The 25,687-nt window shown below is 67.3% G+C and carries 17 protein-coding genes; 9 read left to right on the top strand and 8 right to left on the bottom strand.

Going from position 1 to position 25,687, the window contains the following annotated elements; translation table 11 throughout:
- The first annotated feature begins 91 nt into the window (after nt 1-91).
- The 4 genes from IB243_RS11590 (at nt 92) to IB243_RS11575 (ending at nt 7,821) form a co-directional block, all read left to right on the top strand.
- Nucleotides 92-4,243, top strand: a complete 4,152-nt coding sequence (locus IB243_RS11590; RefSeq protein ID WP_192427108.1) for a YhdP family protein — start codon at nt 92-94, stop codon at nt 4,241-4,243.
- Complete coding sequence (locus IB243_RS11585) at nt 4,243-5,058, top strand: carbon-nitrogen hydrolase family protein (protein ID WP_192427439.1); 816 nt, start codon at nt 4,243-4,245, stop codon at nt 5,056-5,058. Before IB243_RS11590 ends, IB243_RS11585 begins: the two co-directional genes overlap by 1 nt.
- 72 nt (nt 5,059-5,130) lie before the next feature.
- Nucleotides 5,131-7,185 carry a nitrogen regulation protein NR(II) gene (locus tag IB243_RS11580; RefSeq protein WP_010464594.1) on the top strand — a complete coding sequence of 685 codons (2,055 nt, stop codon included), beginning with the start codon at nt 5,131-5,133 and terminating at the stop codon, nt 7,183-7,185.
- 6 nt (nt 7,186-7,191) lie between these two features.
- A complete protein-coding gene (locus IB243_RS11575) occupies nt 7,192-7,821 on the top strand; it encodes a response regulator transcription factor (protein ID WP_010464595.1) in 630 nt (209 codons plus the stop codon).
- Between the two features lie 87 nt (nt 7,822-7,908).
- On the opposite strand, the gene IB243_RS11570 is transcribed toward IB243_RS11575, so the two are convergent.
- Complete coding sequence (locus IB243_RS11570) at nt 7,909-8,556, bottom strand: OmpA family protein (RefSeq protein WP_010464596.1); 648 nt, start codon at nt 8,554-8,556, stop codon at nt 7,909-7,911.
- A gap of 204 nt (nt 8,557-8,760) precedes the next feature.
- Nucleotides 8,761-8,931, bottom strand: coding sequence for a hypothetical protein (locus IB243_RS11565; RefSeq protein WP_167539798.1), 171 nt, complete (start codon nt 8,929-8,931; stop codon nt 8,761-8,763).
- On the opposite strand from IB243_RS11565, the gene IB243_RS11560 reads away from it, so the two are divergent.
- Nucleotides 8,864-10,090: an MltA domain-containing protein gene (locus tag IB243_RS11560; protein ID WP_192427437.1), complete on the top strand. Its 1,227-nt coding sequence runs from the start codon at nt 8,864-8,866 to the stop codon at nt 10,088-10,090. The genes IB243_RS11565 and IB243_RS11560 overlap by 68 nt on opposite strands.
- A gap of 115 nt (nt 10,091-10,205) precedes the next feature.
- Here the strand turns inward: IB243_RS11560 and IB243_RS11555 are convergent, their stop codons facing one another.
- The 6 genes from IB243_RS11555 to IB243_RS11530 form a co-directional block, all read right to left on the bottom strand.
- Entirely contained in the window at nt 10,206-10,652 is a 447-nt protein-coding gene (locus tag IB243_RS11555) for a hypothetical protein (protein ID WP_192427106.1), read from the bottom strand.
- A 4-nt stretch (nt 10,653-10,656) separates the two neighbouring features.
- A complete protein-coding gene (locus tag IB243_RS11550; RefSeq protein WP_192427105.1) occupies nt 10,657-10,902 on the bottom strand; it encodes a hypothetical protein in 246 nt (81 codons plus the stop codon).
- 155 nt (nt 10,903-11,057) lie between these two features.
- Nucleotides 11,058-12,824 carry an MFS transporter gene (locus tag IB243_RS11545; protein ID WP_192427435.1) on the bottom strand — a complete coding sequence of 589 codons (1,767 nt, stop codon included), beginning with the start codon at nt 12,822-12,824 and terminating at the stop codon, nt 11,058-11,060.
- Nucleotides 12,825-12,918: 94 nt separating this feature from the next.
- Nucleotides 12,919-14,448, bottom strand: a complete 1,530-nt coding sequence (locus IB243_RS11540) for a DUF3999 domain-containing protein (protein ID WP_192427104.1) — start codon at nt 14,446-14,448, stop codon at nt 12,919-12,921.
- The gene (locus IB243_RS11535; protein ID WP_192427103.1) at nt 14,445-17,393 is read right to left on the bottom strand and encodes a DUF2339 domain-containing protein; all 2,949 of its coding nucleotides are present in this window, start codon (nt 17,391-17,393) and stop codon (nt 14,445-14,447) included. Before IB243_RS11535 ends, IB243_RS11540 begins: the two co-directional genes overlap by 4 nt.
- Nucleotides 17,394-17,784: 391 nt before the next feature.
- Nucleotides 17,785-18,267, bottom strand: coding sequence for an Lrp/AsnC family transcriptional regulator (locus IB243_RS11530; protein WP_010464607.1), 483 nt, complete (start codon nt 18,265-18,267; stop codon nt 17,785-17,787).
- Between the two features lie 187 nt (nt 18,268-18,454).
- On the opposite strand from IB243_RS11530, the gene IB243_RS11525 reads away from it, so the two are divergent.
- From IB243_RS11525 to secF, 4 genes are all read left to right on the top strand, one after another.
- Nucleotides 18,455-22,030, top strand: coding sequence for an indolepyruvate ferredoxin oxidoreductase family protein (locus IB243_RS11525; protein ID WP_192427102.1), 3,576 nt, complete (start codon nt 18,455-18,457; stop codon nt 22,028-22,030).
- Between the two features lie 303 nt (nt 22,031-22,333).
- The gene (yajC, locus tag IB243_RS11520; RefSeq protein ID WP_010464611.1) at nt 22,334-22,669 is read left to right on the top strand and encodes a preprotein translocase subunit YajC; all 336 of its coding nucleotides are present in this window, start codon (nt 22,334-22,336) and stop codon (nt 22,667-22,669) included.
- A 161-nt stretch (nt 22,670-22,830) separates the two neighbouring features.
- Nucleotides 22,831-24,714: a protein translocase subunit SecD gene (gene secD, locus IB243_RS11515; RefSeq protein ID WP_010464613.1), complete on the top strand. Its 1,884-nt coding sequence runs from the start codon at nt 22,831-22,833 to the stop codon at nt 24,712-24,714.
- A gap of 12 nt (nt 24,715-24,726) precedes the next feature.
- Nucleotides 24,727-25,677, top strand: coding sequence for a protein translocase subunit SecF (secF, locus tag IB243_RS11510; protein WP_010464615.1), 951 nt, complete (start codon nt 24,727-24,729; stop codon nt 25,675-25,677).
- The last annotated feature ends 10 nt before the right edge of the window (nt 25,678-25,687 follow it).

Here is a 25,687-nt window from a genome sequence, read left to right as displayed (position 1 = left end):
ATGGCAAGGGGCCACATACATAAGGACACTGGTTTGTAGTGAACCCGCGCTAAGCCTGCGGGTCATAATTCCTGCCACATTCAATCCCAACATGATCGATCCCACCACGCACCCCACCCGCCTGCTGAAAATTGTGGCAGGTCTCGCGCGGTGGTCGCTGGGTTTGCTGCTGGCATTCTGGCTGCTGCTGTCCATCGCGTGGGGTGCCCTTCATGGCTGGATTGTGCCGCGAATCGGTGATTTCCGCCCACAGCTGGAGGCGCATGCCGCACGGGCCCTGGGGGTTCCGGTCCAGATTGGCGCCATCGCGGCGCACACCGAAGGCCTGATCCCTTCCATCGAACTCTCCGATGTCACCCTGCTGGACGCTGCTGGCCGCTCTGCGCTGCGCCTTCCTCGGGTGGTGGTGGCGTTGTCGCCGCGCTCCCTGCTCAAGGGCGGTTTCGAACAGCTCTACATCGAAGAGCCTGAGCTGGATGTACGCCGCACTGCAGACGGCCGCATCCAGGTGGCGGGACTGGATTTTTCCCAACAGCAGGGCGAAGACAACGCCGCAGCCGACTGGCTGTTTTCCCAGGGTGAGGTCTTCATCCGGGGCGGCACGGTGCGCTGGACCGACGAGCAGCGGGGCGCCCCGGAGCTTGCGCTGGAGAAGGTGGACCTTCTCCTGCGCAACGGCAACTGGCACCACCACATGCGCCTGGATGCCACGCCGCCTGCGGCTTGGGGAGACCGCTTCACGGTGGTCGGGCTGTTCCGCGCGCCCCTGCTGCGCGCACGCGATGGCAACTGGAAGCACTGGAACGGGCAGGTCTTCGCCGACTTTTCCCGGGTAGATGTCTCCCGGCTTCGCCACCACGCCGATGTGGGCATGGAGATCGCCCAGGGCCGGGGCGCATTGCGCGCCTGGGCCGATGTGCAGCGCGGACAGATCGTGGGCGGCACGGCCGACCTGGCGCTCGCCGATGTCAATGCCACGCTGGGCGCGGATCTGCAGGCGCTGGTGCTGCCGTCCATTCAGGGGCGGCTGGGTGGGCGCCGGCTGAACGGGGGGTTCGAGTTCTCGACCCAGGCGCTGCAATTCAAGACCGACGACGGGATCACCTGGCCCGGCGGCAACGTACGGCTTGTGCACACGGCGGCGGCCGGCAAGGCACCCGCCCAAGGCGAATTCCGCGCCGACCGCCTGGACCTGGCCGCCCTGGCCCAGGTCGCCAGCCGCCTGCCCCTGGGTGCGACGGCACACGAAGCCGTGCGCACCTATTCCCCCCACGGGCTCGTGGACGAGATCCAGGCGACCTGGAAAGGGCCGCTCGAAAACCTGCAGCAATACCAGGTGCGCGGACGCATCCGGGGCTTGGCCCTGGCGGGGGACGCGCCGGGCAGCGCCTCCACCCAGCTGGGTCTGCGCGGTGCCACGGTGGACATCGACATGACGCAGGCGGGTGGCAAGGCGGCACTGACCATTGCCTCCGGCGCCCTGGTGCTGCCCGGCGTGTTCGAAGATCCTGTGCTGCCGCTGGACCGCCTCAGCGCCGACGTGCGCTGGCAACTCGATGGCGACCGCATCGCCGTGCAGGCCAACGACGTGCAGTTCGCCAATGCCGATGCCCAGGGCGAAGCCCGGGCCACCTGGCATACCAGCGATGCGGGCAAGGTGGCGCACCGCTCGCGCTTTCCGGGGGTGCTGGACCTCACGGGCACGCTGAACCGGGCGGACGGGACGCGCGTGCACCGCTACCTGCCCCTGTCCATCCCTGCCGAGTCGCGCCATTACGTGCGCGACGCCGTGGTGGCGGGCAGCGCGAGCAACGTCCAGTTCCGGGTCAAAGGGGATCTGCACCACCTGCCGTTCAACGACCCGAAGCTGGGTGAATTCCGCATTGCAGCCCGCGTGAAGGATGTCACCTACGCCTATGTGCCCACGCAGTTGCAGCCGGCCAACACATTGCCGTGGCCAGCGCTGACCGAGCTTGCGGGCGAGCTGATCTTCGAGCGCTCCTCCATGCAGGTCCGGGGTGCCAGCGGCGGCTTTGCGGGACGCCCAGGCCTGCGCCTGTCAAAGGTGGATGCCAAGATTCCGGACCTCGCCCACACCGTGGTGGGTGTCAGTGCCGATGCCCGGGGGCCGCTGACCGAACTGCTCACGCTCATGAACACATCGCCACTGGGCCGGATGACAGGCAACGCGCTGGAGCAGGCCACCGGCAACGGCAACGCGGATTTTCAGTTGCGCCTGGCCCTGCCCATCAGCGATATCAACAAGTCCAAGGTCCAGGGCAGTGTCACGCTGGCAGGCAACGAACTGCGCATCACGCCCGACACCCCTACGCTGAGCCGGGTGCGGGGTGTGGTGCAGTTCACCGAAGCCGGTTTTTCACTCAACGCCATGCAGGCCCAGGCGCTGGGAGGGCCGGTGCGGCTGGAGGGCGGGATGCGCGCGCTGCCAGCCAATGCTCCGGCCACCGAATCGGCCGTGCAGCTTCGTGCACAGGGCACCGCCACGGCCGAGGGGCTGCAGCAGGCAACGCAGCTGGGCATGCTCTCGCAGCTGGCGCGCCGCGCCACGGGCAGCACCGCGTATTCCATGGCGCTCGCTTTTCGCCGTGGGGTGCCAGAAATACAAGTCACCACCAGCCTGCAGGGGCTGGCGCTGGCGCTGCCGGCCCCGCTGGGCAAGACGGCCGAGAGCAGCCTGCCCCTGCGTTTTGAAACCCAGGTGGCCCGCGAATCGCTGGTCGGCCTCACACACACAGGAAACGGCGGGGAAGCACCGCCACTGCGCGATCAGATCACGCTGGACCTGGGAGCGCTGGGCTCAGCCACCTACCTGCGGGACCTGAGCGGGCCCCAGGCCCGCGTGCTGCGCGGCGCCATCGGCATCGGTCTCTCGGGTGGTGAATCGGCCCCGGTGCCCGCACAGGGGGTGGCAGCCAACATCAGCCAAGGCAAGCTGGATGTGGATGCCTGGGAAGACGTGCTAACGCAAGCGACGGGCAGCGAGCCCGCTGCACGTCCCGCCACGGCGCTGGCATCGCCGGGAACCCACAGCGTGGCACAGGATTACCTGCCGACCACGCTGGCCTTGCGCGCCCGTGAACTCACCCTGCAGGGCCGCACCCTGCACAACATCGTGGCCGGCGCGCTGCGTGAAGGCGCCACCTGGCGCGCCAACCTCGACGCCACGGAACTCAATGGCTACCTGGAATACCGCCAGCCAGGTGGCGCCGACCACCCCAACGGGCGCCTGTTTGCAAGGCTCTCACGCGTGAACATGCCCCAGAGCGATGTGAATCAGGTCGAGGCGCTGCTGGACGAACAGCCCGGCGCCCTGCCCGCGCTGGACATCGTCGTGGACGACTTTGAATTGCGCGGCAAGCGCCTCGGGCGTGTGGAGATGGAGGCCCAGAACCGGGGTGGCGAAGGCGCACAGCGCGAATGGCGCCTCTCCAAGTTCAACATCACGGCGCCCGAAGCGAACTTCACGGCCAACGGCAACTGGGCAGTGCTGAACACCGCGGGGGTGGGTCCCCGCACACCCGACCGGCGTACCGTGCTCAACTTCAAGCTGGACATCCGCGACTCGGGCGATCTGCTGGGCCGCATGGGCATGGCCAATGTGGTCCGGCGTGGCAAGGGCCGCATGGAGGGGCAGGTGGCCTGGATCGGTGCTCCGTTCAGCCCCGATTACCGGACCATGACCGGTCAGATCAACCTGAACATCGAGTCGGGCCAGTTTCTCAAGGCCGACCCGGGCCTGGCCAAGCTGCTGGGCGTGCTGAGCCTGCAATCGCTGCCGCGCCGCCTGACGCTCGACTTCCGCGACGTGTTCAGCGAGGGCTTCGCCTTCGACTTCGTGCGCGGCGACGTGCGCATCGAGCAGGGCGTGGCCACCACGAACAACCTGCAGATGAAGGGCGTCAATGCTGCTGTGCTGATGGAGGGCAGCGCCAACATCGACCACGAAACCCAGGACCTGCGCGTGGTGGTGGTGCCCGAGATCAACGCGATGACCGCGTCCCTGGTGGCCACGGCCATCAACCCGGTCATTGGACTGGGCAGCTTCCTGGCCCAGGTGTTCCTGCGCGGCCCGCTGATCGAGGCGGCCACGCAGGAATTCCGCGTCGATGGCACCTGGGCAGACCCGCGCGTGGTGCGCGTGGCGCGCCGCAACCGCGAGTCAACCCCCGCCACCGGCACCCCAGCACGCCCCAGCACGCCCCGAACCGGAGAACCCTCATGATGAAAGTTGCCGCGATCCAGATGGTGTCGTGCACCCGGCTTGACGACAACCTGCGCGCCGCACGCGCCCTGCTGGAGCATGCGGCCAGCGAAGGGGCCGAGCTGGCGGTTCTGCCCGAATACTTCTGCGTGATGGGCCACAAGGACACCGACAAGCTCGCCCTGCGCGAAGCCCCGGGCGAAGGTCGCATTCAGCACTTTCTGGCCAGTGCAGCGCGCGAGCTGCAGATGTGGATAGTGGGTGGCACCTTGCCCCTGTTGGCCACCACACCCGAGCGCGTGCGCAACACCACCCTGGTGTTCAACCCTAGCGGTAACTGCGTGGCACGCTACGACAAGATCCACCTCTTCTACTTCGACAACGGGCGCGAGCAGTTCCACGAAGGCCGGGTCATCGAAGCGGGCAACACCCCTGTGCAGTTCGAGCTGCCATCGCGCGATGGCCACCGCTGGCGCGTGGGCCTCTCGGTGTGCTACGACCTGCGTTTTCCCGAGCTGTACCGCGCCCACGCCAGTGCCGGTGCAGACCTGCTGCTCGTACCCAGCGCGTTCACCCACACCACCGGCCAGGCGCACTGGGAGGTACTGTTGCGCGCCCGTGCCGTGGAGAACCTGGCCTACGTGCTGGCGCCAGCCCAGGGCGGCGTGCACGAGAACGGTCGGCACACCTGGGGCCACAGCATGCTGGTGGACCCCTGGGGCACCGTGCTCGCGCAGCAGGACCAGCTCGCGGGCGTGGTGTCGGGTGTGGTGGACCCGCAGCGCCTGCGCGACCTGCGCCTGCAATTGCCTGCCTTGTCGCACCGCGTCCTGTGAAATGAAGCACAACCCCCTGAGCGGCTGCGCCGCTTCCCCCTTCTCTCGCGCAGCACGCGGGGGATGGAAGGGATGAAGGTCAGTCTGAACATCCTTGCCAGGCGCTGGCGGGGCGCCTGGCGGCGCTGGTCGCTGTGGACCCTGCTGGTAGCCCTGGTGATCTCCATGCTCGCCACCATGGTGTGGCTTGCGGGGCGCTATGAGGCCAGCCAGGTGCAGTCGCGGCTCGAGCGTGACACGGCCGACGCGGTGTCCGACATCCGCGTGGCGCTCACGCGCAACCTGCAAAGCCTGCAGGCACTGCACGCGGGCGACCCAGGCCAGCTGGCGTGGGAGGTCGATGCCGCCGAATTGCTGCGCAGCCGGCGCGAACTGGTGCGCATCGAGTGGCGCGATGCCAACCTGCGGGTGCGCACCCACGCCCAGTCGCCCTACCGCCCCGTGGCGTGGGACGCCCGGCTGCGCGAGGGCAATCAGTCCGATGCCGCCATCGCCTGTGCCAATGCGCGCCGCCTGAGCAGCCCGGCCTATTCGAGCAGCTACTTCCAACCCCATGGCGACGGGCTGGGCTCGGAAATGATGGAGCTGTGCCTGCCCCTCACCTCGGGGGGACGCAGCACGGGTTTCCTGGTGGTCACGTATTCGCTGCAGGACGTGCTGATCAACCTGGTGGCGCACAACCTCACGCGCAGCCAGGAAGCCTCCTTCACCGAGGCCGACGGCACCCGGCTGGCCGTGCTGGGCGCCGCACGCCGGGGCTCGCGCATGTTCACGGCCACGCACCTGCTGGATCTGCCCGGCAGCACACTGGTGCTGCGCATGGACACCTGGCACAGCGCGCCCAGCCTGTTCCCCAATGTATTGACCGCGCTGGTTACCGCCATGTCGATTGCGCTGGTCACCGTGATGGTGGTGCTGGTGCGCGACAACCGCAGGCGCCTGCGCGCCGAGCGCGACCTGGCGGACGCGCTGGCGTTCCGCAAGGCCATGGAAGACTCGCTGGTCACGGGCCTGCGCGCACGCGATCTGGAAGGTCGCATCACCTATGTCAACCCGGCGTTCTGCGCCATGGTGGGGTTCAGCGCGCAGGAGTTGCTCGGCCAGAGCGTCACCGCGCCCTACTGGCCACCCGAACGGGTAGAGGAGTACCGCCAGCGCCAGGCCATCCGCTTCGCGGGCACCATGCCGCCGCGCGAGGGTTTCGAGTCCGAATTCATGCGCAAGGACGGCACCCGTTTTCCGGTGCTGATCATTGAGGCCCCGCTCATCAACGCCCAGGGCCTGCACACGGGATGGATGAGCGCGTTCCTCGACATCAGCGAGCAGCGGCGGGTGGAAGAGCTGTCGCGCGCGTCGCAAGAGCGGCTGCAAGCCACCGCCCGGCTGGCCACCGTGGGCGAAATGGCCTCGCTGCTGAGCCACGAGCTCAATCAGCCCCTGGCCGCCATTTCCAGCTACGCCACGGGCTCCATCAACCTGCTGGAGGCGCCCCCACCACAGGACCAAGGCGCGGGCGCCGCCGCCCATGCCGAGCAGTTGCAGGATGTGCGCATGGCCATGCAACACATTGCGCGGCAAGCCGAACGCGCTGGCAAGGTGATCAAGAGCGTGCACGACTTTGTGCGCCGCCGCGACCAGGCACGCGAGGCCGTGTACGCACAGCAGTTGCTTGACGCCATCCTGCCGCTGGTGAGCCTGCAGGCACGCAAGCTGGGGGTGCGCGTGAACACCACGGTGGAACCCCAGTTGCCCCCCGTGTTGTGCGACCGCACCATGGTCGAACAGGTGCTGCTCAACCTGGCGCGCAATGCCATGCAGGCGATGGACGACCCCACCATCCCCACACGTGTGCTCGACATCCGGGTGCGGCGTGCAGCGTCGAACCAGCACAGCGGCTGGATCGAGTTTGCCGTGACCGACCTGGGGACCGGCATTGCGCCCGAAGTGGCCGCGAAGCTCTTCACACCGTTCTTCACCACCCGTCCGGAAGGCATGGGCCTGGGCCTGAGCATGTGCCGCACGGTGATCGAGCAGCACGGTGGTTTCCTCGGATTTGCGCCCCATGGGCCGCGTGGTACGGTATTTACCTTCACGCTGCCCGTTTCCCAACCTTCGCCTGAAACCTGATCTCTGATGGAACCCGTATCCAACGCCACCGTGTACATCGTGGACGACGACGCCAGCGTGCGCGAAGCGCTGGCGTGGTTGCTGCGCTCGCGCAGGCTGCTCAGCGAATCCTTCGAGAGTGCCGAGGCCTTTGACGCCATGCTGTCTGGCCGCCCTGCCCAGCGCCAGCCTTGCTGCCTGCTGCTGGACGTGCGCATGCCCGGCATGAGTGGCCTGGCGCTGTTTGACCTGCTGGCGGTGCGCGGCGACCTGGCCACCATGCCGGTGATCTTCCTGACCGGGCATGCGGACGTGCCCACCGCCGTGGACACGGTCAAGCGGGGAGCGTTCGATTTCTGCGAGAAGCCGTTTTCCGACAATGCCCTGGTGGACCGTGTCGAGCAAGCGCTGGCCCAATCGGCGGAGCGCCTGGCGCAACTGCGCGAACGCAGCGACCTGCAGGTGCGCCTGCGCGACCTGACGGACCGAGAACGCGATGTGATGGACCTAGTGGTGGCGGGCCTGCCCAACAAGCTGATCGCGGACCAGCTCGATATCAGCGTGCGCACGGTGGAGGTTCACCGATCACGCGTGTTCGACAAGATGCAGGTCAAGTCGGCCGTGGAGCTGGCCAACCTACTGCGCACCGGACAATGAAGTAGATAACCCCCTGAGCCGCTACACGGTTTCCGCTGGCTTGCGCCCCGCCTGTTTCACCGCTCTTTCGCGTTCCAGGCGCCAAGCTTACCCCCTCGGACGTTCTCCGACGAAGATTTCTACACGCCGATTGCGCGCCCGGCCATCAGCCGACTCGTTGGCGGCGATGGGGTAACGCTCGCCCATGCCATCGATGGCGATGCGGCGGCCATCCACGCCCCGCGCAGCCAGGTAGCTGCGCGTGCTGGCGGCGCGGTCCACCGACAGCGGGTTGTTGATGGCGTCGCTGCCGGTGTTGTCCGTGTGGCCCACGATGCGCACGTCCGTGTTGGGGTTGTTGCGCAGCCCGGCGGCAAACTGATCAAGCACGGGCGCGAAGTTGGGCTGGATGTCCGAGCGGCCCACGGCGAACGAGATGTCGCTCGGGATGTTGAGCATGAGCTGGTTGTCGGCGGTCTGGGTCACGGCAATGCCGGTGCCCTGGGTCGCACGCTCCATCTCGCGCTTTTGCCGCTCCATGTTCTGCGACCAGATGTAGGTGCCCAGGGCCCCCACGCCCGCGCCCACCACGGCGCCGGTACCGGCATTACCGCCGGTGGCCGAGCCGATCACGGCGCCAGCCAGCGCGCCCACGCCGGCCCCTGTGGCAGTGCGGCGCTGGGTGTCGTCCATGTTGGCACAGCCGGTGGCCAGAACGAGGACGGCGGTCGCGCCGAGAAGAATGTGTTTGCGCATGGTGGTGCTCCTTGAAAGATTCAATGGAGCTGGGCGCTTCGGGAGTTCCGTTCGCGTGCCGTGTGGCCTGTCCTTGGCCCCGGCCTCGGGTGCGCCCAGCTCAACGCCATCGTGGCCGCAGTCAGGCTGGGGCACCATCGGCACAGCGGCACCCTGGCTGTAGGACGAAGCCGCCTGGGGCCCACGCCCCACACGCGCGCCTAGTCATTGCGCCGGGGGCGGTGGAGGAGGAGGAACGGGGGGCGACGCCGCCGACGGGGAATCTTTCGGGGGCGGTTGCAGTTCACCACCCTTGCGACCGGAAAACATCGTCCACCAGACAATCGCCACCAGCAGCACCAGCGCGAGCAGCGCTTCAAGCAAAATCAGCCCCATGACATTGACACTCCTGCGCCTTGTATCGACGGCGCTGATTGTAGGAACGCTGGTCGCCTGCTCCAGCCCGCCGCCCGCAAGTCCCTCCCGCCCCCCGGCCTTCCCTGCGCCGCTGCCACCCGGTGCGGCGGTGGTGTTGCCCGGCGACACCGGCCCGCTGCCTCCGCCGATGGCCCAGCCCAAGAGCCGCTGGGTGCCCGTGCGCTGGGCCGAGCTGCCCGGCTTTACCGAAGACGCGCTGCACGAGGCCTGGAACGCCTGGATCAAGAGCTGCGAGCGGCCCGCGCCGCCCTTCACCGCGCTGTGCAGCGAAGTGCGCCAGTTGAGCATCGCCACCGCCGAAGAGCAGCGCGCCTGGCTCATCGCGCGGCTGCAGCCCTACCGCGTGGAAGCGACCGACGGCAACCCCGACGGCCTGCTCACGGCCTACTACGAGCCGATGATGGACGGCGCGCGCCAGCCGGGCAACGGCTTCAACGTTCCCATCTACCGCACGCCCGCCGGGCTGGGCGCCCGCAAGCCCTGGTACACCCGCCAGCAGATCGAATCGCTGCCCGAGGCACAGGCCGCGCTGGCCGGGCGGGCCATCGCCTGGCTGCGCGACCCGGTGGAATCCATGGTGCTGCACATCCAGGGCTCGGGCCGCCTGCGCATCACCGAGGCCGACGGGTCGGTGTCGCTGGTGCGCGTGGCCTACGCGGGCACCAACGACCAGCCTTACCAGAGCATCGGCCGCTGGCTGCTGGACCAGGGCTACACGCGCGACGCGACGTGGCCCGGCATCCGCGCCTGGCTGGCGGCCAACCCGCAGCGCACCAACGAACTGATGTGGACCAACCCGCGCTACGTTTTCTTCCGCGAGGAGCCGCTCAACTCGCTGGACGCCGGCTTCGGCCCGCGCGGCGCGCAGGGCGTGCCGCTCACGCCCGGCCGCTCCATCGCCGTGGACCGCCAGAGCATCCCATACGGCACGCCGGTATGGCTGGCCTCCAGCGGCCCCCAGGTGCAGCTCAACCGCATGGTGATGGCGCAGGACACCGGCAGCGCCATCCTGGGCGCGGTGCGTGCCGACTTCTTCACGGGCTGGGGCCCGGAGGCCGGGGACATTGCCGGGCGCCTGAAGCAGAACCTGCGGCTGTGGGCGTTGTGGCCCCGGTGATTTTTAAGAGATTTTGGCTGCTAGCGCTTATTGGACAAGCGCTAGCAGCTATTAAATCAAGAGCAAACTCTCCAATAGCCCCCGCGCACCGGCGTTCAGCGGCTGGCTTCCACGTTCACGGGCACGGCACCCTCATCGCTTCGGTCTCCACCCGCTGGGCCGCAGCCGCTGCGGCGAAAGCCATCGCCGGGGGCACGGTCACGGTGCGCAATTGATCGCCTTCGATGCGGTACTCGTACTCGCGCGTGGTGCCCACCATCTCCGTCCTGAAGGTGCTGCCCGCCATGGTGGCCGCATACACCTGGGGGCGGACGACCTGGTACCGGTACGTGGTGGTGGCCGCTCCGCTGGTGGTCTTGCAGGTCGATTCGAACTGGTCCTCCTTGAACTGAAGGGTGCAGCGGCCAGAGGTGTCTTCGGCCTTTTCGCCATCCGGGGTGGTCAGCACGATCTTGGCGGCGCGCCAGCAGCCGAGCAGGGCAGGGTCGGGGGTGGCGGCGTGGACACAGGGGGCGACCCAGAGGAAAGAAAGCAACAAGCGGGAATGTGCGAGGCACTTCATGGGTTCACCTCGCCACACCAAGAACGAGAACCAAAACCGACGCTGCGGCAAATGCGGCCCACGAAATCACGGCATATCTCGCGCCGATCTGGCCGCGCTTGGCCAACGACCAAATTTTCGTGATGTCATACGGAATACCGCGCACGGCGCAATAGATAGCGGGGGCAAGAATCCCGTTCCCCAGCACGATCAAATACGCGAGTGGAAACAGCGGATGCACTTGATAGAGCATCTGAAAAATAAAAGTCATGGGCCAGGATTTTCAACCGAGTCGCACAGGCCGGGGGCGTTCAGCCCGAAGGGCGCGGGGAGGTGAATCAGCATGCTATTGAATTTATAGCTTACAGCGCTTACTCCACAAGCGCCAGCAGCCGAAAACACCTCAAATCGCTCAGAAACACCAGCTCACTGCTCCACCGCCCACCGTGTCACCCGCGGCGGCGCATCCCCCACATGGAACGCGAGCTTGCGGTCGCGCAGCGCCACGTCGGACGCCGTCACCCGGTCGAAGCGCCGCAGGTGCTCCGTCCACGACTCGTCCTCGATGCGCTCCACATACCGCGCGGGCTGGCTGATGTCGTGCAGCAGCTGCCAGGCCAGCGCGCCCTGGCGCAGGCGGCTGCGGCGGCTCTCTTGCATCACCGCGCGGAATTCGGTGGCACGCGCGGGGTCGATGAAGTATTCGATCGTGACCACCACATGCCCCGTGCCGGGCGGCGCATCGGCCACCGGGGCCTTGAAGGCGCGGGAGGGGCTCAGGTCCTCCTCCATGCTGCGGTCGGCCACCAGGCGCTGCACCAGCAGCATGGCCACCACGCCGGTGCCCGCGGCGATGCCCAGGCTGACGTGCACGTCGCTGATGGTGGCCACCTGGCCCCACACCGCGGCGCCCAGCGCGGTGGAGCCCATGATGGCCATCTGGTAGATCGACATGCCGCGCGCGCGCACCCAGTTGGGCAGTGCGAGCTGGGCCGATACGCTCAACGAATTGGCCGTGGTGATCCACGCCATGCCCGCCACGAACATCGCGGGCACGGCCACATACACGTTGGGCGCTACGGCCATCACGCCGGTGGCAGCGGCCTGCAGCATGGTGCCGCGCATCACCAGCACATCGCGCGCCATGGCCTGGCGCAAGCGCGGCAGGAACATCGCGGCGGTAATAGCCCCCGCGCCCATGCTGGCCAGCAGCAGCGTGAAGGTGCCCGCACCGCCGCCCTCCAGGCCGCGCGCCAGCAGCGGCAGCAGGGCCAGCAGCGCGGTGGCGTGCAAGAAGAAGATGGAGATGCGCCACAGCACGGCGCGCATGCGCGGCGACTGCCGCACGAACTGCAGGCCCACGCGCATGGCGCTGGGCAGCTTTTCGCGGCCCAGCGGGCTGGGCACGTGGGTGCGCTTCCAGCGCATGATGACCAGGCCCGAGATGACCGACAGCACAGCGTTGAGCACGAACACCCAGGCGCTGCCCGCACTGGCGATGATGGCGCCGGCCAGGAGCGGGCCGATGATGCGCGACGCGTTCATCGCCACGCCGTTGAGGGCCAGGGCGGCGGGCAGCTGCGGGCGACTGACCAGCTCGGGCACGATGGCCGCGAACACCGGCCAGCGCATGGCCAGGCCGATACCGTTGGCAAACGTGAGCATCAGCAGCAGCGGCGCCGTCATGCCGCCGGCCATGACGAACACGCACAGCACCAGCGCCACGGCGGCCACCCAGAACTGCGTGGCGATGAAGTAGCGCCGCCGATCTAGGATGTCGGCCAGCGCACCGCTGGGCAGGCCCAGCAAAAAGACGGGCAGGGTGGAGGCAGACTGCACCAGCGCCACGAGGATGGGCGAGCTGGTAAGCGTGGTCATGAGCCAGGCGGCCGCCACGTCGTTCATCCACATGCAGGTGTTGGCCGCCACCCAGGTGAGCCACAGCATGCGGAACACCGGCACCGACAGCGGGGCGAACGGCGAGAGCGATGCGGCCTGGCTCAGCTGCGCCGCAGCGCTCTGGTCGAGCTGCGCGGCGACGGATTCTTCGGTGCCCTGCGCGACCGCAGCGCGGTCTGCGGCGGCCGCGTCGTCGGTCGGCCCGCGCGCTGCGGCATCGGCAGCGGGGGTCAGGTCAGGAGCGGGGGTGGGCGCAACGCTGCGCGTGCTTTCGTGGGACGGCAAAGGTGGCATGTCCTCCCATTGTGCGACGGTTGGAGCGGCCATGGTGCGTACCGCATCGAATAGCCACCTCGCCGGTGCGCCACAAGGTCACAACATCGCACCATCACACCGCGTCGTGCGGCGAATCCGGCGCCTTGCTCGCTGGTTTGATCGCTGGTTGGCTCGCCGGTTTCGTCTGCCGCATCAGCAGCCAGGCCATGAGCCCCAGCGCGCCCACGCCCGCCAGCAGCACCGCCCAGAGTACCCAGCTGCGCATCGACAGGCCGTCGCTGGCTGTGGCAGCGGCCACCAGCGGACCAACCGCGGGCTTGCCGCCGGTGATGTCGGCCCGGGCCACATCGGCCAGCGCCAGGGGCAGGGTGTTCTCCTGCTGGGGTTGGTAGTCCGGCACCAGGCTCGCCAGGGGCAGGAACGCGCTCGCCGCCGCTCTGGCGCCGGGCAGGCCAGCCGCCAGGGTGAAGGGGCCCTGCCCGCTGGCCAGGAACACCAGCTGGGCCGGCTCGAACTGCAGCGCGATGTCGGGCGCGGCGGCAAAGCCGGCCGATTTGGCGTCGGCCTCGATCTTGACCTCGCGCACCGAAGCGCCACCCAGCTCGACCGGGGCGTTGGTCTGCTCCTTGCCGCCCGTGGACATGCGGTAGACCGTGGCGCTGGCCAGGTGCGCCCAGGGCCGTTCGCGGTCGTTGCGCCCCAGCACGCGCACCGGCACCAGAACGTTGCTGCCCTGCGGCGTGATCTTGAGCGCAGCGACCGGTGTGGCGAACGGCAGGGCGAACACCAGCTCGCGCGGGTTGTTGCCCAGCGGCGGCACCGCCATGCTGGCGCTGACGCGCTCGCGCGGGCCCGCGCCGCGCGAGGTGACCAGCGTCGCACCGCGGAATGTCACGGCGGCATCGCCCCAGGTCACGCGCAGATAGTGGTCCTTGAGGTCGGCCCGTTGCAGGTCGATGTGCTCGCTGCCCAGGCGGCCCGGTGCCGCTGGGGATGGGGTCGTGCCCGCCGCGTCGGCGCGGTACAGCACCGTCTCGGCCAGCGGCCGCCAGTTCTTCAGGTCGCGGCTGGCCTGCACCCTGAAGGTCACCGGTTGGCCGGCGGGCAGATCGGCGTCCAGCGCCATGCGGGCCACGGGCAGTTGGACGCTGCGCGCGTCCAGCAGCGCGCCGCGCACGGTCTGCGCGCCTGCCGTGCCTGGAGTGCCTGCCGTACCCGCCGTGTCGATCTGCACCACGCGCCGGCCCTGTTGCTCCTCGACACGCAGCGACAGGCCCTCCAGCCCGGCCTGCCCTGGCATGCCGGGCGCGCCCAGGATGGGAAACGCCGGCAACACCACCGATTCCTCCGGCGCGCTGGCTGCGGCCACGCCGGCCAGCGCCATGGGTACCGGCTGGCCTGCGCCGTTGAAGAGGCGCACGTCGGCATAGCCCGGGTTCTGCAGGCGCACCAGCACCTCGGCGGGCAGCAACACACGCTGCAGCGGCGCATCGGCCGCCAGCGTGACAGGGATGCGGATGGCGTAGGCGGCAGGGCTGTTGGCATCGGCCGCCGCCTGGACACCCCCGGCGGCCAGGGACAGGGCGGCAGCGGCCAGCCATGCGGCTAAGGGCCGCGGCAGGTGGTGACGGGGAGACTTCATGACAGTGATTCCTCTTGCGCCGGGGCCACAGTTGCCGCAGGTGCGACCGGTGCCACGGGCGCGACCGGCGGAGCATCCGGTGCCGCGCGGGGCGCGGCCTTGGGCGGCAGCGGCGCGAAGTAGCCCACCACCAGCATCAGCACACCCACCGCGATGAAGGCAATGATGCGTTCGGCACCACCGGCGTTGGACAGATCGATCAGCAGCAGCTTGACCACCACTACGCCCAGCAGGCCCGCGCCCACCAGCCACAGCGGCCGCTGCGCGCGGCGGTGCGCCAGCACCATCATGCTGAGCGCCAGCAGCGTCCACAGGATGGCGTAGCCGGTCTGCACGACGAAGCTGTCGAACAGCGCCGAGGCATCCCAGCGCACGCCGAAGAAATGGTGGGCCACGCGCAGCCACACCGTGTTGATCGCGATGAACACCAGCAGGGCCAGCGCCACCAGCGCATGCCGGCCGGTCACCCAGCCCGCGTGGGCAGGCTGCGGCTGCGCCGACACCAGCACCCGCCGCCAGAACACCAAGCCGCCCAGCGCCAGCGCCAGGGTCAGGTCGGTGGGGTTGAGCAGCGGGATGTAGGGCAGCGGCGCGGTGTGGCCCGACGAATGCACCGCGGCCAGCAGCGAGCCCCAGAACACCAGCACCGCCAGCGGCAGCGCCGCCAGCCAGTAGTAAGCCTCGGCATGCGGGTTCAGCGGCCAGGGCAGCGCTGCGCGTGCCGCAGGCCGGTTGCCGCGGCCGGCCCACAGTGCCAGCGCCATCAGCACCGCAATGGCGCTGACCAGCATGACCACGCCGGCCCACGAGGTGCGCCACAGCTCGGCCTTGCCGATGCCGGACCACAGGCAGTCGGCCAGCAGAAAGGTCACCAGCCACGCCGTGGCGGCATGGAACCAGCCGAAGACCGACATGCGCGCGGCGGGCTTGCCGTCCCCAGCGGCCGCTGCCTGCAGGCGGTCCGTCTGCCGCAGCATCCACCCATGCAGCGCCAGCGCCACCGGCCACACGGCCCACGCGGGGGTGGCCAGCACGCGGTAGCCGTCGCCCACCTGCGCGACAAAACCCAGCGCCAGCACGGCGATGGTGCCGCGCGCCGGCCAGGTGGCCACGGGCCAGCGCGTGCGCAGGCCCAGCACCATCGACAGCGCGGCGCTGAGCACGATGGCCAGCATGGCCAGCAGTTCGATGATGCGTTCGGAGAACACCGGCACGGGCCACTGGCCCGCCTCCAGGCCGGGCACGCGCCGCGTGATCTCAAGCAGCCAGGCCAGGCACCAGAAGGCAAAGCCGTAGAGATAGGCGGGGCTGGACAGCCGCGCCTCCACACCCGCGTAGCCCTTGGCCCAGGCCGAGCCACTGTGCGGCAGCGGCTTGCGCAGCCACCAGGCCAGCAGCAGTGCCGGCAGCGCGATCAGCAAGGCACCCAGGAAGGCCGGGTTGACCAGAGCGAGGCGCGAGACGCTGGAGACGCCGTCCATGAAGGCCAGCATCGCCACGCCCTGCAGCACCAGGCCGAAAGCGCGCGGCATCCAGCGGGCCTGGCGCATGCCGACCCAGAAGGCGCCGGCGCCCTCGAGGGCCCACACCGCCGACGTCCATTGCGCGTCCAGCGCCAGCGGCACGGCCAGCGTGGCAAAGCCCACGCCGATGGCGATGAAGCATTCGATCAGCAGGCGGTAGCTTGCGAGTGCGCGGCGCACCAGCACCATGGCGGCCAGCAGGTACAGCGCGGCAAAGGCCACCGCCGAGAAGGCAGCGCCCAGCTCGAAGGGCTGCGCCAGCCCGGCCTGCAGCCCAAAGCCCACCAGCGGCGTGCCGAACACCAGCATGGTGTCGACCGCATTGCCCAGCTTGGTGGGCGTATTGCGTGCGTACAGGATGGCGGCGAACAGGTAGATGAGCACAAAGACCGCGAGGAAGGGCTGGGTGCTGGCGTACTGGTCGGGCACGTACTTGAGCACGCCCCAGGCCGAGGCCACGCCGAAGGTCGCCACAAAGCCCACCACGTTCAGCACGCGCCAGGAGCGCTTGTAGGCGATGAACAGAATGGCCAGGTTGAGCAGGGTGTAGTAGCTGAACAGGCCCACGTGGCTGCCTTGGCCCGTGGACAGCAGGATGGGCGCCGCAAAGCCACCGGCAAACGCCGCCACCGCGAGCGAGCGCGAGTCCTGCAGCAGCGCCAGCGCGCAGCTGGTGGCGCAGACCGCGATCATGAGCGCGAAGGCCAGCGTGGGCGGCAGCAGCCCGTAGAGCCGGAACGCCGCGAACACCGTGAGGTACATGACCGCCACGCCGCCGCCCTGCAGGGCCAGCGCGAAGGCGGGCTTGTCCACACGCTTGCGGAAACCGACCACCAGCAGCGCGATGGCCACGCCGGCAATCGCGGCCAGGCGGAACTCGACCGGGAGCAATCCGGCAGAGGCGGCGTACCGCGCCAGGAAGGACAGGCCGATGAACAGGATCACCAAGCCGACGCGCACGATGGTGTTGCCGCCGAGGAACCAGTTTTTCGCGGCCAGCACCGCCTGCTCGATGGCATTGGGCGTTGTAGGTGGCGCGGGAGCACGGGACTGTGCGACAGATGGTGGGACAGGCGACAAGCCCTGCGGCGTGAGTTCGCCAACCCACTCCGCATCGGCCTCCTCAATTGGACTTTTACTCGCGGCAGGCATGGCCACGACCGGCACAGGGACTGGCGCCACCACGGGCGCAGCGGGCGCCCGGTCTTCAGCCAGGGTAGGCGTCGGAGCCAGTGGTACAGGGTTGACGGCAGGTTTCGCGGCCTGCGCCTGCAGCTCGCTGCGGATCGCAGAGCGGACGGCCCAGCGCAGAGACAGCCCGGCAAAAAAGCCCAGGATGCCGCCGACGTACGGCCCGAAATCGCCGTAGCCGCCAAACCACGAACCCAGTACCGCGCCCCAAAAAATGCCCCAGAAGATCATGCCGACCGCTCCCTCGTTGGAGCCCTTGTGGACAGGCTGGCTGCCTGTGCTCGAAGGGGACCGTAGTTATTTGATGGACCCACCAGAAAACCGCCGGCATCACGTGCACCACGGCCGAGAGCCCCGGCCGTGGGCACGGGGCAGACAGCCCGCGGGGCGTGGTGGTGGATGCAGCGCGCGCGAAGCCTCGATGGCTCCGCCCGTGGTTCAGCAGGCTTATACAGCACACCATGCCGCGGATCGGCGCCCTAACGCCTTGTTACGCTCGATGGCACGGCTCGGCGCGCTGAGCGCGTGCGCGGGGGCATGGGCCGCCGCACCAATGACTGTCTTGATCGACCTCTAACGCTTATCTAGCAAGCGCAAAAAGCTATTGAAAACATAGCGCCCATCACTTGGCACGCACCAGGTGCGTGAGCGGCAGCGCCCCGCTGGCCTTGACCTCGCCCAGCGAGAAGCTGGTGTGCATGTCCTTCACATTGGGCAGGTTCAGCAGCACGTCGCGCGCAAACTGCGAAAAGCTGTCGAGGTCACGCGCCACCACTTGCAGCTCGAAGGTGCCGGTGCCGCTGATGTAGTGGCAGGAAACCACCTCGGGGATCTGGCGGATGGCTTCCTCCATGGCGCGGGTGAGGTTGCCGGTGCTGCGGTCGGCGTCCAGCCGCACAAAGGCCAGCACCCCGAGGCCGATCTTGTGCCGGTCGATCTCGGCACGGTAGCCCTTGATGAAGCCTTGCTCCTCCAACGCCCGCACACGCCGCCAGCAGGGCGCGGCCGACAGGCCTACGCGCTGGGCCAGTTCGGCGTTCGTCAGCCGGGCGTCAGCCTGCAGCTCATTGAGGATGGCGATATCGAATTTGTCGAGAGTATTCACAAAACAGCCGTGCCGAGAAAGATCCTTTCTCAGAATAGCCTAAAGACGGCACAGAACGCAAAGACATATCAGCGATGCAGACATACACTTCTCCCACACTAGTGCCGCAGCCCTAAACGGGCCGCGTTGTGCTGCCCCACCGAGCCCACAAGGCGCGGCCCCCAAAAAAGCCATTGGAGACATAGCCATGAATGCACCGCTGCCCGAGCACATCCGCAAGGCCCTCGAAACCGTCACCCTCGACGACAAATACTCTTTGGACCACGGCCGGGCGTTCATGAGCGGGGTGCAAGCCCTCGTGCGGCTGCCCATGCTGCAGCGCCAGCGTGATGCGATGCAGGGCCTCAACACCGCCGGCTTCATCAGCGGCTACCGTGGCTCGCCGCTCGGTACCTACGACCAGTCCCTGTGGGCGGCCAAGAAGCACCTGGCGGCCAACAACATCGTCTTCCAGCCCGGCGTGAACGAGGAACTCGGCGCCACGGCCGTATGGGGCACGCAGCAGCTGGACCTGTACCCACAGAGCAAGAAGTTCGACGGCGTCTTCGGCATCTGGTACGGCAAGGGCCCGGGTGTGGACCGCTGCTCGGACGTGTTCAAGCACGCCAACATGGCCGGCACCGCCAAGCACGGCGGCGTGATCGCCATTGCGGGCGACGACCACATCAGCAAGAGCAGCACGGCCGCTCACCAGAGTGACCACATCTTCAAGGCCTGCGGCACGCCGGTGTTCTTCCCGAGCAGCGTGCAGGAAATCCTGGACATGGGGCTGCACGCCTTTGCCATGAGCCGGTTTTCAGGCGTGTGGTCGGGCATGAAGACCATCCAGGAGGTGGTCGAGTCCTCCAGCAGCATCAACATCGACCCGGACCGCGTGAAGATCGTGATGCCCGAAGACTTCGTGATGCCGCCCGGCGGCCTGCACATCCGCTGGCCCGATGCGCCGCTGGAGCAGGAAGCGCGCCTCATGGACTACAAGTGGTACGCGGCCCTGGCCTATGTGCGCGCCAACAAGCTCAACTACAACGTGATCGAAGGCAGGAACGACCGCTTCGGCATCATCGCCAGCGGCAAGGCCTACAACGACACGCGCCAGGCCTTGGTGGACCTGGGCCTGGACGACGACACCTGCCGCCAGCTGGGCATCCGCGTGCACAAGGTCAACGTGGTGTGGCCGCTCGAAGCCACCATCACGCGCGACTTCGCCCAGGGCCTGCAAGAGATTCTGGTGGTGGAGGAAAAGCGCCAGGTCATCGAATACCAACTGAAAGAAGAGTTGTACAACTGGCGCGCCGACGTGCGCCCCAATGTGCTGGGCAAGTTCGACGAGCCCGAGGGCGATGCCACGGGCGGGGAATGGAGCATGCCCAACCCCAGCCAGAACTGGCTGTTGCGCGCCAAGGCCGACCTGACGCCCGCCATCATCGCCAAGGCGATTGCCAAGCGCCTCAAGAAGCTGGGCGTGTCGAGCGACATCATCGCGCGCATGGATTCGCGCATCGCCGTCATCGAGGCCAGCGAGCGCGCGATGACCGAGCTCAAGGTGGACACGGGCGAGCGCGCCCCGTGGTTCTGCAGCGGCTGCCCGCACAACACCAGCACCCGCGTGCCCGAGGGCTCGCGCGCCGTGGCCGGCATTGGCTGCCACTACATGGCCAACTGGATGCCCGACCGCAACACCTCCACCTTCACGCAGATGGGTGGCGAGGGCGTGACGTGGGTGGGCCAGGCACCGTTCACCACCGACCAGCACGTGTTCGCCAACCTGGGCGACGGCACTTACTTCCACAGCGGGCTGCTGGCCATTCGCCAGAGCATCGCCGCGGGCACCACCATCACCTACAAGGTGCTGTACAACGACGCCGTGGCCATGACCGGCGGCCAGCAGGTGGGCGAGCGGCCCGAAGGCCACTCGGTGCTGCAGATCATGAACAGCCTCAAGTCCGAAGGCGTGGTCAAGCTCATCATCGTGACCGATGAGCCGCAGAAGTACGACGGTGTGGCGCTGGCCGAAGGCGTGACGGTGCACCACCGCGACGAACTCGACACGCTGCAGCGCCAGTTCCGCGAGATCAAGGGCTGCACGGTCATCATCTACGACCAGACCTGCGCCACCGAAAAGCGCCGCCGCAGGAAGCGCGGCACCCTGGCCACGCCCGACAAGACTGTGGTCATCAACGACCTGGTGTGCGAGGGCTGCGGCGATTGCTCGACCAAGTCCAACTGCCTGAGCGTGGAGCCGGTGGAGACCGAGTTCGGCCGCAAGCGCCGCATCAACCAGAGCACCTGCAACAAGGACTACTCCTGCGTGAATGGCTTCTGCCCGAGCTTCGTCACCGTGGAAGGCGGCAAGCTCAAGAAGCCCAAGAAGGAAAAGAAGGGCGACTTGGCCAGCCTGCCGCCCATCCCCGATCCCGTGCTGCCGGTGGCCGAGACGGCCTGGGGCATCGTGGTGGGTGGCGTGGGCGGCACGGGCGTGATCACCATCGGATCGCTGCTGGGCATGGCCGCGCACCTGGACGGCAAGGGCGTCATCACGCAGGACGCCGGGGGCCTGGCGCAAAAGGGCGGCGCCACCTGGAGCCACATCCAGATCGCCAACCGGCCCGAGGCCATCTACACCACCAAGGTCGACACCGCCAAGGCCGACCTGGTGATCGGCTGCGACTCCATCGTGGCGGCGCACAAGTACACACTGGCCGTGATGCAGCCGGGCCGCACCTTCGTGGCGCTGAACACGCACGGCACGCCCACGGCGGCCTTCGTCACCAACCCGGACTGGCAGTTCCCCGGTGCCAACTGCGACAGCGCGATTGCCGCCGCTGTGGGCGCGGGCGGTGTGGGCAGCTTCGATGCCGAGCAGGTGGCCACCCAACTGCTGGGCGACAGCATCTACACCAACCCGCTGATGCTGGGCTACGCCTGGCAGAAGGGCCGCGTGCCACTGACCTTTGCATCGCTGATGCGCGCCATGGAACTCAACGGTGTGCAGGTGGACAACAACAAGGCTGCCTTCGAATGGGGTCGCCGTTGCGCCCACGACCTCAAGGCCGTGCAGTCGCTGTTCCAGGCCGCGCAAGTGATCGAGTTCGTCAAGAAGCCCTCGCTGACCGAAATGCTCGGAAAGCGCGTGGACTTCCTCACGGGTTACCAGAACGCCGCGTACGCCTCCGAGTACACGGCCTTCGTGGAAAAGGTGCGAGCCGCGGAGGGCAAGCTGGGCGCCGGCACCCGTTTGTCGGAGGCCGTGGCCCGCTACCTGTTCAAGCTCATGGCCTACAAGGACGAGTACGAGGTGGCGCGCCTGCACACCGACAAGGCCTTCACGGACAAGATCGCGAACATGTTCGAAGGCGATTACAAGCTGGTGCACCACCTGGCGCCCCCAATGACCGCCAAGAAGAACGACCGCGGCGAGTTGGTCAAGCAGCCTTTCGGCCCCTGGATGCGCAGCGCCTTCGGCATGCTGGCCAAGCTCAAGGGCCTACGCGGCACCGCATTCGACGTGTTTGGCCGCACCGAGGAGCGCCGCATGGAGCGCGCGCTGATCGTGGAGTACCGCGCCTCGATCGACGAGCTGCTGCATGGCCTGACGGCCGACAATCTGGCACTGGCCGTCGACATCGCCCGCATTCCCGAAGAGATCCGGGGCTACGGCCATGTGAAGGAGCGACACCTGTTGGCCGCGCGCCCCAAGTGGGATGGCCTGATGGCCCAGTGGCGCAGCGGCAAAGTGGTTCAGCCCGAACGCCAGGCGGCCTGACGCCGGGCCTGTACTGCCCACTGAGGATGAAAGGGCCCGCGCCTAGCGCGGGCTTTTTACTATCAATTGGTGAGCTTTAAACCAATACTCATAAAGCGCTGACGGCACTTTTTATTGAAAATTTCTGCGTACCGCTCCTTGCGTGCGGCTGGCGCGGCAAACACCCGCCGCCGCCTTGGGTCTTCCCCCTTGGGGCGCGCACGGGGCGCCGCATACAATGTCCTGTTCCGCCCTGACAGGCGCCTTGGCGCTTGCCCCTGGCGGGTTTTGTGAATTTTGAACATCCGTTGTGGAGTCCAGTCCGTGTTTATTTCTTCCGCTTTTGCCCAAACCGCACCCGCCGCAGCCGCTGGCGGCGGTGACATGATGTCCACCCTCACGGGCATGCTGCCCCTGGTGCTGATGTTTGTGGTGCTGTACTTCGTCATGATCCGCCCCCAGATGAAGCGCCAGAAGGAACACCGCGCCATGATCGAGGCCATCGCAAAGGGCGATGAAGTGGCCACCTCCGGCGGCATCGTCGGCAAGGTCACGCGCCTGTCCGAAGGCTTCCTGCACATCGAGATCGCCAACGGCGTGGAAGTGCAAATGCAGCGCAGTGCCGTGGTTCAGGTGCTGCCCAAGGGCTCGGTCAAGTAATTAATGAATACCCCCCTGAGCGGCTGCGCCGCTTCCCTCGCCTCTCGCTGCTCCAGCGCGGGAAGGGGGACGACGCCACTGGACCGGCCAAGCCCGATCCATGGCGTCCCTCGCAGGGGGTTGGCGCGCTGCGCCTGCACAACTGACATAAGAGCGCGATCATGAACCGTTATCCGGTCTGGAAGTACGCGATCCTGGTGATCGTGCTGCTGGTGGGGGCCTTGTACACCCTGCCCAATTTCTTCGGCGAGGCACCTGCCGTGCAGGTCTCGTCGGCCAAGGCCACCATCAAGGTGGACACCGCCGTGCAGCAGCGGGTGGAAGAGGCCCTCAAGGCCGCAGGCCTGACGCCCGACTTTGTGGCGCTGGAGGGCAACTCGGTGCGCGCGCGCTTTGACGCGTCCGACACGCAGCTCAAGGCCAAGGACGCGATTCAGAAGGCCCTGGTGCCTGACGCCAGCGATCCGTCGTACATCGTGGCGCTGAATCTGGTATCTCGCTCGCCCGTCTGGCTCAAAGCCCTGCACGCGAATCCCATGTACCTGGGCCTGGACTTGCGCGGTGGCGTGCACTTCATGCTGCAGGTGGACATGCAGGCTGCGCTGACCAAGAAAGCCGAGTCGTACGCAGGCGACATCCGCACCGCACTGCGCGACAAGAGCATCCGCCACGGCGGCATCAGCCGCGAAGGCCAGAACATTGACATCAAGGTGCGCGACGAAGCCACGATGACCGCCGCCCGCAACCTGATTGCAGACCAGTTCACAGATCTGCAGGTCGCCAGCACGCCCGAGGGCACCGAATTCAAGCTGCGCGCTTCCATCAAGCCGGAAGCCACGCGCCGCGTGCAGGAGCAGGCGCTCAAGCAGAACATGGTCACGCTGCACAACCGGATCAACGAACTCGGCGTGGCCGAGCCGGTGATCCAGCAACAGGGCCTGGACCGCATCGTGGTGCAATTGCCCGGCGTGCAGGACACGGCCAAGGCCAAGGACATCCTGGGCCGTACCGCCACACTGGAGGTGCGCATGGTGGACGAAGGCACCGAAGCGCGGGCCGCCGAAACCGGCCGTGGCCCTGTGCCGTTTGGCTCGGAACGCTATCTGGAACGCAGCGGCCAGCCCGTGATCGTGAAGAAGCAGGTCATTCTGACCGGCGAAAACCTGACCGATGCCCAGCCTGGCTTTGACGGACAGACGCAGGAGCCTACCGTCAACCTGTCCCTCGACGCGAAGGGTGCGAAGATCTTCAAGCAGGTCACATCGGAAAGCATCGGCAAGCGCATGGCCATCGTGCTGTTTGAAAAGGGCAAGGGCGAAGTGGTCACAGCCCCTGTGATCCGCAGCGAAATTGGTGGCGGCCGCGTGCAGATCTCCGGCCGCATGACCACGGCCGAAGCCAACGACACCGCGTTGCTGCTGCGCGCCGGCTCGCTGGCCGCGCCCATGGAAATCATCGAGGAATACACCATTGGCCCCAGCCTGGGCGCCGACAACATCGAACGCGGTATCCACAGCGTGGTCTGGGGCCTGGCGGCCATTGCCGTCTTCATGTGCGCTTACTACATGCTGTTTGGCGTGTTCTCCAGCATCGCGCTGGGCGTGAACGTGCTGCTGCTGGTGGCGGTGCTGTCGATGCTGCAGGCCACCTTGACCTTGCCGGGCATTGCCGCCATGGCCCTGGCGATTGGTGTGGCCATCGACTCGAACGTGCTGATCAACGAACGCATTCGCGAGGAACTGCGCGAAGGTGTCTCTCCGCAGGCTGCCATCCACACGGGCTACGAACGTGCCTGGGCAACGATTCTCGACTCCAATGTCACGACCCTGATCGCGGGCCTCGCCCTGCTGGCCTTCGGCTCTGGCCCCGTGCGCGGCTTTGCCGTGGTGCACTGCATCGGCATCCTGACCAGCATGTTCTCGGCCGTGTTCTTCTCGCGCGGTCTGGTGAACCTGTGGTACGGCCGCCAGAAGAAGCTCAAGAGTGTGTCGATCGGTACGGTCTGGAAGCCAGCAGCCGACACCGCTGTGGCCAAGACGAACTAAAGGACAGCGGCCATGGAATTCTTTCGCATCAAAAAAGACATCCCCTTCATGAAGCACGCGTTGATCTTCAACGCGATCTCCTTCATCACCTTCGCGCTCGCGGTGTTCTTCCTGCTGACCCGTGGCCTGCACCTGTCGGTGGAGTTCACCGGCGGTACGGTCATGGAAGTGGCCTACAGCCAGCCCGCCGAACTGGCCAAGGTCCGGGAGACCGTCTCCGGCCTGGGTTACCCCGACGTGCAAGTGCAGAACTTCGGCACCGCCCGCGACGTGATGATCCGGCTGCCCGTACAAAAGGGTGTGACGTCGGCACAGCAAAGCGAGCAGGTTTTGGGCGCGCTCAAGGCAGCCAACCCAGAGGTCACGCTGCGCCGCACCGAATTTGTCGGCCCGCAGGTGGGCGAGGAACTGGTGCATGGCGGCCTGATGGCGCTGGCCATGGTGGTCGTGGGCATCGTGATCTACCTGGCCTTCCGCTTCGAGTGGAAGTTTGGTGTCGCGGCCATCATCGCCAATCTGCACGATGTGGTGATCATCCTGGGCTTTTTCGCGTTCTTCCAGTGGGAATTCTCGCTGTCGGTGCTGGCCGCCGTGCTGGCCGTGCTGGGGTATTCGGTGAACGAGTCGGTCGTGATCTTCGACCGGATTCGCGAGGCCTTCCGCAAGTACCGCAAGATGACCACCCACGAGGTGATCGACCACGCCATCACGAGCACGATGAGCCGCACGATCATCACCCACGCCTCGACCGAGGCCATGGTGCTGTCGATGTTCTTCTTTGGCGGCCCCAGCCTGCACTACTTTGCGCTGGCGCTCACGATCGGCATCTTGTTCGGCATCTACTCATCCGTGTTCGTCGCCGCAGCCATTGCCATGTGGCTTGGCGTAAAGCGCGAGGACCTTGTCAAGCCCATCAGAAAAGATGGGGATCCGAACGATCCCCATGCCGGAGCTACCGTCTGACCCGCTAATA

Origin of the sequence: Acidovorax sp. ACV01, assembly GCF_014851495.1 — a bacterium.
Classification (GTDB): domain Bacteria; phylum Pseudomonadota; class Gammaproteobacteria; order Burkholderiales; family Burkholderiaceae_C; genus Acidovorax; species Acidovorax radicis.
This window is presented reverse-complemented; position numbering and strand designations above follow the sequence as displayed.